At 74.8% G+C, this 8,494-nt stretch carries 4 protein-coding genes; 1 reads left to right on the forward strand and 3 read right to left on the reverse strand.

All coding sequences use genetic code 11. The features are described from left to right. Positions 1-957: 957 nt before the first annotated feature. Positions 958-2,370: a protein kinase gene (locus tag AB0N17_RS44420; RefSeq protein WP_366017391.1), complete on the forward strand. Its 1,413-nt coding sequence runs from the start codon at positions 958-960 to the stop codon at positions 2,368-2,370. Positions 2,371-2,389: 19 nt separating this feature from the next. Here the strand turns inward: AB0N17_RS44420 and AB0N17_RS44425 are convergent, their stop codons facing one another. The 3 genes from AB0N17_RS44425 to cobT form a co-directional block, all read right to left on the reverse strand. Next, positions 2,390-3,208, reverse strand: coding sequence for an RNA methyltransferase (locus tag AB0N17_RS44425; RefSeq protein ID WP_366017392.1), 819 nt, complete (start codon positions 3,206-3,208; stop codon positions 2,390-2,392). Positions 3,209-3,306: 98 nt separating this feature from the next. Continuing rightward, the gene (cobA, locus tag AB0N17_RS44430) at positions 3,307-4,539 is read right to left on the reverse strand and encodes a uroporphyrinogen-III C-methyltransferase (RefSeq protein ID WP_366017393.1); all 1,233 of its coding nucleotides are present in this window, start codon (positions 4,537-4,539) and stop codon (positions 3,307-3,309) included. A 144-nt stretch (positions 4,540-4,683) separates the two neighbouring features. Continuing rightward, positions 4,684-8,439, reverse strand: coding sequence for a nicotinate-nucleotide--dimethylbenzimidazole phosphoribosyltransferase (gene cobT, locus AB0N17_RS44435; RefSeq protein ID WP_366017394.1), 3,756 nt, complete (start codon positions 8,437-8,439; stop codon positions 4,684-4,686). Positions 8,440-8,494 lie beyond the last annotated feature (55 nt).

Here is an 8,494-nt window from a genome sequence, read left to right on the forward strand (position 1 = left end):
CAGGAACTGACACATCACTGCCCGCTGTCAGCAGCCCCTTCGTCTGCTGACAGCGGGACACAGACCCCCGCAAGATCAATGCGGCGCTGCACTAGATGATGAAACGGCGCAATGCCGGCGCAGCTCCCCAGCTGCGCCGGCATTTGTGCCGTCCGCCGCACCCCCGTCCCCACGGGGTTTCATGGGTGGATGTCCCCGCCCGGACCGCTCTTCCGGGCCTGGGGCGCCGCTCAGCGCCCCAGCATCGCACCCACGGACGACGCCTGTGTGGCCACCGTCTCCCAGCCGTCGAAGACGAGCAGGAGCAGGGCCGCCAGGGGAAGGGCCATGAGCGTCGCCACCAAGGGGTGTCGACGGCCCGTCCGGCGGGGGGCGAACGCTGTACGTCGCGGTGCCGTGTGGGCCATGGTCCCTCTCCTGACCGTTTCGGTTGTCCTGTGCAGCGGCGGGTGCCTGACCTCGGGGGACGAGTGCTGCACCCGCCGCTTGACCTCAAATCTAGGTGCGGAGCGTTCGCCGCACGTCATGCCTTCGTACCGATTGGCGGGCCTCCCGGAGGATGAGCCCTCGGCGGGGACGTACTCCCCTGGGTGGAGACGCGATCGCAGGTCTCAGGGTCTTCCCTGAGGGGCCGCACGCTCTGTCCCGTCTTTTCCCAAGCGTCCGCAGAGTCGGAAAGGGTGACTTCGATCACTTCGGTCGGCGGTGGGAGGAAGGTCGCGTGCGCTGCGCGGGCGGGGACACGGACTCGGACGTGGTGCCGAGTCAACGCCCTTACCCCGGCGCGGCGTTGGGACGGCGGCCGGATCAATGGCACCGTGGCGCACGGCTTCCTGACCGCCTTTCACTTCGTACGGACGGCCCGCACAATCCATCCGGCCGAGAGGGCGCGGCCTCTGCGCGCAGGCGGCCGGGGAAACGTAAGCTGTGCCACGTCACAGGGACCGGGCAGCGGGGATGAACATGGCGATGATGCGCCTGAGGCGCGAGGACCCGCGCGTCGTCGGCTCGTTCAGGCTTCACCGACGGCTCGGCGCGGGCGGGATGGGCGTGGTCTATCTCGGCTCCGACAAGAAGGGACAGCGGGTCGCGCTGAAGGTGATCCGGCCCGATCTGGCGGAGGACCAGGAGTTCCGGTCCCGGTTCGCGCGCGAGGTCTCGGCGGCCCGGCGCATCAGGGGAGGATGCACGGCCCGGCTGGTCGCCGCGGACCTGGAGGCCGAGCGGCCCTGGTTCGCCACCCAGTACGTGCCCGGACCCTCCCTGCACGACAAGGTCGCCGACGAGGGCCCGCTCGGCGCGGCCGACACCGCGGCGGTCGGCGCCGCCCTGTCGGAGGGGCTGGTCGCCGTGCACGAGGCCGGTGTCGTCCACCGGGACCTGAAGCCCTCCAACATCCTGCTGTCCCCCAAGGGACCCCGGATCATCGACTTCGGCATCGCCTGGGCCACCGGCGCCTCCACCCTCACCCACGTGGGCACCGCGGTCGGCTCGCCCGGCTTCCTCGCCCCGGAGCAGGTGCGCGGCGCCGTGGTCACACCGGCGACGGACGTGTTCTCCCTGGGTGCGACCCTGGCGTACGCCTCCACCGGCGACTCGCCTTTCGGGCACGGCAGTTCCGAGGTGATGCTGTACCGGGTGGTGCACGAGGAGCCGCAGTTGCACGGCGTCCCGGACGCGCTCGCCCCGCTGATCCGGGCCTGCCTGGCGAAGGACCCCGACGAACGGCCCAGCACCCTGCAGCTGTCGCTGCGGCTGAAGGAGATCGCCACCCGGGAGGCGCAGGGCCTGACCGACGTACGGCCGCCCTCGCCGCGGGCCGCCGAGGCGGACCGGCCCACCGGCCGGCTCGTCGACACCTACCCCGAGCCGCAGCGCACCCAGCGGCGCACCTCCCCCGGCACCCCGGTGCCGCGTGCCGGTACGCCCCCGCGGGGCGGTGCCCCGGTGCGCGGCGGCATGCCCGCGCGAGGGGGCAGCGGACCGCGCGGCGGAAGTGCCGCGGCCCGGCCGGGTACCGCGCGCCCGACCCCGGCACCGCGCGGCGCCGCGGCGCGCTCCGGCGGCGGGAGCCGGCCCGCCGGGCGGGGCGGTTCCGGGCGGCCGGCGCAGCGTACGACGGGGTCCGGACGGCGGCCGGCCAATCCCCGGCTGCTGCGGCAGCGGTTGTTCGTGTTCGTCGTGGTGACGCTGCTCGTGGCGCTCGGCATCGCGGTCGCGCAGGGCTGCCAGGGCCCGGCCCGCGGGCTCGGCGACGACGGCGGCGCGCGGCGGCAGCGGCACGCGCAGCCGGATCACCCGCCCCTGGACGCCGACGCGCTCATGTCCCAGCGGTACGGGTCGACGCCGATCCGCACCGCCGGAAGGTGAGCGCCGGCCCGGGGCCGGATCAGGACTCCGGCCGGCCCGTGGCCACCGCGTAGAAGGCGACCGCCGCCGCCGCGCCCACGTTGAGCGAGTCGACGCCGTGGGCCATCGGGATGCGGACCCATTCGTCGGCGGCGACCAGGGCCTGGGTCGACAGTCCGTCGCCCTCGGCGCCGAGCATGAGGGCCACCCGGTCCATCCGGTGCGGGGCGGCCTCGTCCAGGGTGCGGGCCTTGTCGTCCGGGGTGAGCGCGAGCAGGGTGAACCCCGCCTCGCGCACCGACTCCAGACCCTTCGGCCAGGTCTCCAGACGGGCGTACGGCACCGAGAACACCGCGCCCATGGAGACCTTGACGCTGCGCCGGTACAGCGGGTCGGCGCAGTCGGGCGAGAGCAGGACCGCGTCCATGCCGAGGGCGGCGGCCGAGCGGAAGATCGCCCCGATGTTGGTGTGGTCGTTGACCGACTCCATGATCACGACCCGGCGGGCGGTGCGCAGCAGCTCCCCCGCCGTGGGCAGCGGCTTGCGCTGCATGGAGGCGAGGGCGCCGCGGTGCACGTGGTAGCCGGTGACCTGCTCGGCGAGTTCGGGGCTCACGGCGTAGACGGGGGCGGGCAGTTCGTCGATGACGTCGCGCATGACGTCGATCCACTTGGCCGAGAGCAGCATCGAGCGCATCTCGTAGCCCGCTTCCTTGGCCCTGCGGATGACCTTCTCGCCCTCGGCGATGAACAGGCCCTCGGCCGGCTCGCGCTTGCGGCGCAGCTCGACGTCGGTCAGGCCCGTGTAGTCGGAGAGGCGGGGGTCGTCGGGGTCATCGACGGTGATGAGATCGGCCACAGGGTGATACTGCCTTGTCCTGGGTGTGGTGCCAACGGCTGGGAACGGGTCTGTTACCCGGGGTTACAGTCGATCAAGGTGGGCGTGGGGGTGCGGCATCAGGAGGCGGACCCCGGCCCGACCGCGACGACCTCGCCGATGACGATGACCGCCGGCGGCTTCACTTCCTCGGCGCGCACGGTCTCGGCGACCGTGGCGAGGGTGGCGTCGACGCGGCGCTGCGCGGCCGTCGTCCCCTCCTGGACCAGCGCGACCGGGGTCGTGGGCGACTTGCCGTGCGCGACGAGCGTCTCGGCGATCTTCCCGATCTTGTCGACGCCCATCAGGATCACCAGGGTCCCGGTGAGCCGGGCCAGCGACGGCCAGTCGACCAGGGAGCGCTCGTCGTCGGGCGCCACATGCCCGCTGACCACGGTGAACTCGTGGGCGACGCCCCGGTGCGTGACCGGGATGCCGGCCGCGCCCGGCACCGAGATCGAGCTGGAGATGCCCGGGACGACCGTGCACGGGATCCCGGCCTCGGCGAGCGCCTGGACCTCCTCCATGCCCCGGCCGAAGACGAACGGGTCGCCGCCCTTGAGCCGCACCACCGACCGGCCCTGCTTGGCGTGCTCGATGAGCGCGTTGTTGATGGCCTCCTGGGCCATGTAGCGGCCGTACGGGATCTTCGCCGCGTCGATCACCTCGACGTGCGGCGGGAGTTCGGCGAGCAGGTCGCGCGGGCCCAGCCGGTCGGCGATGACCACGTCCGCCTCGGCGAGCAGCCGGCGGCCGCGGACCGTGATCAGGTCGGGGTCGCCGGGGCCGCCGCCGACCAGGGCGACGCCGGGGGTGCGGGTGCGGTGGTGGGGAGCCACCAGGGTGCCGTCGCGCAGGCCCTCCACCACCGCGTCCCGGATGGCGGCGGTGTGCCGGGGGTCCCGGCCACGGGCGTCCGTGGTGAGGACGGCGACGGTGACGCCCTCGCTGTGGCCGGTGGCCGGGGTCCATGCGGTGGCCCGGTCGGCGTCGTCGGAGCGCACGCACCAGACGCGGTGGCGCTCCGCCTCGGCGGAGGCCCGCGCGTTGGCCTCCGCGTCACTGGTGGCGATGAGGGCGTACCAGGCCTCGGCGAGGTCGCCGTCCTGGTACGGGCGCCGGGCCCAGGTGATCTCGCCCGCGTCCGCCATGGCCTCGACGGAGGGGGTGGCCGCGGGGGACACGAGGACGATGTCCGCGCCCGCCGCGATCAGCGCGGGGAGACGGCGCTGGGCCACCTGGCCGCCGCCGAGGACGACCACGCGACGGCCGGAGAGGCGGAGGCCTACGGGGTAGGCGGGGTGTTCGGCCATGAGGGACGGCTCCTCGTGCAGCTCTGCGGTGTGGGGGCACGCTGCACCTTCGGAGCGGCCCTGACGTGCGGATTTTAGCTGTGGACAGGGCAGACGGCACGGGTGGTCCGGCAACTGAACCCCGGACCACCCGCCCTGTGACGCCTACTTCTCCGTGACGCCCGCCGAGTCGAACGTCGCCACCTCGTGCATCGCCCTCGCCGTGCTCTGCACCAGCGGCAGGGCCAGCAGTGCGCCCGTGCCCTCGCCGAGGCGGAGGTCGAGGTCGACCAGGGGGCGCAGGCCCAGCTTGTTGAGCGCGGCCACGTGGCCCGGCTCGGCACTGCGGTGGCCCGCGATGCAGGCCGCGAGCACCTCGGGGGCGATCGCGCGGGCGACCAGGGCCGCGGCGCCGGCGCTCACGCCGTCCAGGATCACCGGCGTACGCAGGGACGCGCCGCCGAGGAGGAGGCCGACCATGGCCGCGTGCTCGAAGCCGCCGATCGCGGCGAGCACGCCGATCGGGTCGGCCGGGTCCGGCTGGTGGAGTTCCAGGGCACGGCGGACGACCTCGGTCTTGCGGGCCAGGGTCTCGTCGTTGATGCCGGTGCCCCGGCCGGTGACCTCGGCGGGGTCGGCGCCGGTGAAGACGGAGATCAGCGCGGCCGACGCCGTCGTGTTGGCGATGCCCATCTCGCCGGTGAGCAGCGCCTTGTTGCCGGCCGCCACCAGGTCGCGGGCGGTCTCGATGCCGACCTCGATGGCGGCCTTGGCCTCCTCGCGGGTCATCGCGGGACCGGTGGTCATGTCGGACGTGCCGCCGCGGATCTTGCGGGGCAGCAGGCCGGGGGTGGCGGGCAGGTCGGCGGCGACACCGACGTCCACGATGCACACCTCGGCGCCGACCTGGGTGGCGAAGGCGTTGCAGACCGCTCCCCCGCCGAGGAAGTTGGCCACCATCTGGGCGGTGACCTCCTGCGGCCAGGGGGTGACGCCCTGGGCGTGCACGCCGTGGTCGCCGGCGAAGATGGCGACGGCGGCGGGCTCCGGGATCGGCGGCGGGCACTGCCGGGACAGCCCGGACAGCTGCGCGGAGATGATCTCCAGCATGCCGAGCGCGCCGGCCGGCTTGGTCATGCGCTTCTGGCGCTCCCAGGCCTCACCGAGGGCCTTGGCGTCGAGCGGGCGGATCTGTGCGACGGTCTCGGCAAGCAGGTCGTGGGGTTCCTCTCCGGGCAGGGCGCGGCGGCCGTACGTCTCCTCGTGCACCACCCAGGACAGGGGGCGTCGCTTGGACCAGCCGGCCTGCATCAGCTCCGGCTCGTCCGGGAACTCGTCGACGTACCCGACGCACAGGTAGGCGACGACCTCCAGGTGCTCGGGCAGGCCGAGCGTGCGGACCATCTCCCGCTCGTCGAAGAAGCTGACCCAGCCGACGCCGAGGCCTTCGGCGCGGGCGGCGAGCCAGAGGTTCTCCACCGCGAGCGCCGAGGAGTAGGGCGCCATCTGCGGCTGGGTGTGACGGCCGAGGGTGTGCCGGCCGCCGCGGGTGGGGTCGGCGGTGACGACGATGTTGACCGGGGTGTCGAGGATGGCCTCGATCTTCAGTTCCTTGAACTGCTTGGCCCGGCCCTTCGGCAGCGACTTGGCGTACGCCTCGCGCTGCCGCATCGCCAGTTCGTGCATCGTCCGACGGGTATCGGCGGAGCGGATGACGACGAAGTCCCAGGGCTGCGAGTGGCCCACGGAGGGCGCCGTGTGGGCGGCCTCCAGGACGCGCAGCAGCACCTCGTGCGGGATCGGGTCGCTGCGGAAGCCGTTGCGGATGTCGCGCCGCTCGCGCATGACCTTCAGGACGGCCTCGCGCTCGGCGTCCGCGTACCCGGGCGCCGCCGGGCCGGTGGGCTGCTGTGCCTCTGCCACGTCGGCCGTGCTCTCTTCCTGGTCGGCGGCCCTGGTCCGCAGGTCCTCCGCGTGCTGGACGACATCGGGGGCGTGCTCCGCGTCCGGGGCGGCCGGGACGAGGTCCGGCTCGGCCTCCCGGGGTGCGGGCACGGTGACCACGGCTTCGGGCTGGGCCTGCGGTCCCTGGGGGCCCTGCGGCTCCTGCGCCTCGTGCGCGGTCCGCGGCTGCGGCGGTTCCTGCGACTGGAGTGGTTCAGGCGCCTGGAGTGTTTCCTGCACCTGGAGTGGTTCCTGCGACTGCTGCGATTCCTGCGCCTGCGGCGCGGTCTGCGGGGCCTGCGGCCCGGCGGGGGCCGGCGGCTCCTGCGTGATCTCCGTGGGGAGGACGAGGGGCTGCGGCGGGGTGGGCGCCAGGTGCGGCGTGGTGGGCACCTGGCCCGCCACGGGCACGAACTGCCCGAGCGGCTGCTCCGGGGCCGGCTCCAGCGACACGTGGGAGGGCAGCGGCAGGCCGGAACCGTCGGTGGCCTGCTGCTCGGGGGCCTGCGCGGGCGCGGGGGCGGCTTCGGCGGCTGCCGGCACGGGGGCGGCCTCGCCGGGCCGGACCTCGGGGTCGACGGGCGCGGCCGGGGCCTCGTCGGCAGCCGGGGCGACCTGAACCGGCTGCTGGACGGCGTCCTGGACGGCCGGCTGTTCGGGCTGGGGCTGCGACACGCCGGGCACACCCTCGGCGGCGGGCACGACGGGTTCGGTGGTGCCGTCGACGGGGGCCTGGGCCGCAACGGCGCCCTCGGCAGGGGCGACGGCGGCCTCGGGTGCCGCGGCGGCCGGCACGGAGGCCGGGGCGACGGCCTCCGGCGCCTCTGCCGGCTCGGGGGCCGGGACGGCGTCGGCGGGCTGTGCGGCGTCGGGAGCCGGGACGGTCTCCGTGGCCGGGCCGGCCTCGGATGCCTGGCCGGCGTCCGTCGTCTGAACGGGCTCGGGTGCCTGGACGGCGTCCGTCGTCTGAACGGGCTCGGATGCCTGGACGGCCTCGGGTGCCTGGACGGCCTCGGGTGCCTGACCGGTGTCCACGGCCGGTGCGGCCTCGGCAAGCTGAACGGACTCCGGGGCGAGAGCGGCCTCGGGGACCCGCACCGCGTCAGGTGCCGGCACTGCCTCGGCGGCGGGGGCGGTGGTCTCCGCCACCTCCTGCCCGGCTACGGCGTCGGGCGCGGCCTGCACGGGAGCGGCCTCCGGTACGGCCTGGGCGGGAACCGTCTCGGGCGCACCGGCGTCGGGAGCGTTCTCGGTCACACCCTGAACGGCGACGGCGTCCGGCAGTTCCTCCGCGGGGACGGCCTGCGCCTGCACGCTCGCGTCCTGGGCGGGGAGAACCTCGTCGGCGACCGCGGGCACCTGCCCGGCGTCGGTGAACTCCGGGCCCACGCCCGGCTCAGCCGCCTCCGCGACCGAGGTCTGCTGAGCCACGGCATCCGGGACGACCGTCTGCTCGGGCTCCCCGGCCGTCGGCGCGTCGGCCGCGATCGGCTGCGCACCGGGCGCACCCTCCGGGCTCTGCGGGGCCTGCGTGGCCTGCGGGGCCTCGACGAAGGGCTGAACGGGGGGAGCGTAGAGGTCCTCGGGACCCCCGTACACCCCGTCGTGCCCCTGCGCCGGCTGTACGCCGTCGTGGCCGTGCACCATCTGCGTGGTGCCCGCTGCGGCCTGGGTCGCGAGGCGGGCCACGGCGGCCTGAGCGGCATCGGTGGGGTCGACGTGGTCGGCGGCGGCCGCCACGACCGCCACCGCTTCAACCGCCTCCGGGTCCGTCGCGGCCGGCGGAGTCGCGGCGACGGCGGCGGCGATCGGTTCCGCCGCGGGCACAGCGGGCGCCACGGCCGCCGGTTCCGCCGCGGCCGGCGGAGCGACGCCCGGGTCAACCGTTTCGGCAGCCGGCGCCTGGGGGCTCACCTGGGCCGTGGCGGTCGGTGCCGCGCCCCACGGGGCCGCGGTCTGCGGGGCCGTCTCGCGCAGCGGCTGCGCGTCGAGGTACTCGGGGTGATCTTCTCGCCGATGAGGTAGTCGCCCT

Source organism: Streptomyces sp. NPDC051133 (genome assembly GCF_040682635.1).
Taxonomy (GTDB): domain Bacteria; phylum Actinomycetota; class Actinomycetes; order Streptomycetales; family Streptomycetaceae; genus Streptomyces.

Excerpts from the sequence above, each read along its gene's own strand:
- AB0N17_RS44420 (WP_366017391.1), top strand. The coding sequence starts at position 958 with ATGAACATGGCGATGATGCGCCTGAGGCGCGAGGACCCGCGCGTCGTC.
- cobA (WP_366017393.1), bottom strand. The coding sequence starts at position 4,539 with ATGGCCGAACACCCCGCCTACCCCGTAGGCCTCCGCCTCTCCGGCCGT.